Source organism: Aerococcus sp. L_32, from assembly GCF_050689315.1.
The window spans coordinates 1-1,069 of record NZ_JBOEQF010000588.1 but is presented as its reverse complement, the minus strand read 5'-3'; the positions used below and the strand labels follow the sequence as shown (position 1 = coordinate 1,069).

Genomic DNA, 1,069 nt, shown 5'->3' with positions numbered 1-1,069 from the left:
GTTCCAGCAATACCAGGAAGTTTCCCATATCTTAGCGGATAAACAGGCTGAACGGTCGTTGGAATATACCAAGCAACCATCAGACTTATCGGCTTATCAAGAGAAAATCCCTATGACGGGTCGCCAATTAACGCCTGATGACTTGTATAGAGCCATTCAAAAGATGGCCTTCCGCTTGAAAAATCAACAACCTATTCAAACCACGATTGCAGGTGAGACTTACTCGGTAGGGACTGCAATGGCGGATATTCGCCAAGCCTTCGTTGAGGCGGACCGGGATGTATTGATGTTTCAAGAAGCAGTTTTTCTTGGAAAAGTTCAATCGCGTAGTCAAATTATTAGTATGTTTTTAGCGATTTTGGAATTAGTGAAGTCAAATGAGTTATACTTATACCAGGAAAACTTAAGAGCAGATATTCAATTGATTAGACGGGAGGAAAGTGAATGAATGCAGTCGCTGCAATAGAAAGTTTACTTTTCGTAGCAGGTGAAGATGGGATTGCTGTCGATGAACTTGCCAACTTGTTAGAGATACGACAGGAATGGGCTTTATACTACGTGATGGTTTTGAGAAATCGTCTCCAACACGACCCACAATCTGGATTAAGAATTACCGTTATTAATGAACGAGTTCAATTAGTGACCAAGGCAGCATACGGTGAAGTGGTCAAAAATTACGCGGTTTCTCCTTTTGCAACGAAATTGTCTCAAGCGGCATTGGAAACATTGGCGATTATTGCCTACCAACAGCCAGTCACGCGAATGACGATTGATGATATTCGAGGTGTTCAGTCATCTAACATGATCCATAAATTACTAGAGCGAGATTTGATTATGGAAACGGGCCGTCAGGATTCACCAGGTCGGCCGATTATATACGGGGTAACTTCTTACTTCTACCAATATTTTGGTTTGGAGTCTTTAGAAGACTTGCCGGATATTCATAATCTAGTCTTAGATGGCTCGGTAGATGAAGAGACCCTTTTTAAAATTGATGATAACGGTGAACCTGAACAAAAAGACTTTAACCAAACAGACCTTAGCCAGACAGAATTTAATGAAACAACAG

2 protein-coding genes are annotated in these 1,069 nt (G+C 41.3%); both read left to right on the top strand.

Features of this window, described 5'->3' with window-relative positions; genetic code table 11:
* On the top strand, positions 1-448 hold a 448-nt coding region (locus tag ACRCJ0_RS14960; RefSeq protein ID WP_431391001.1), incomplete at its 5' end, for a segregation/condensation protein A.
* A partial coding sequence (gene scpB, locus ACRCJ0_RS14955) for an SMC-Scp complex subunit ScpB (RefSeq protein ID WP_431391000.1) occupies positions 445-1,069 on the top strand: 625 nt, incomplete at its 3' end. The genes ACRCJ0_RS14960 and scpB, both read left to right, overlap by 4 nt.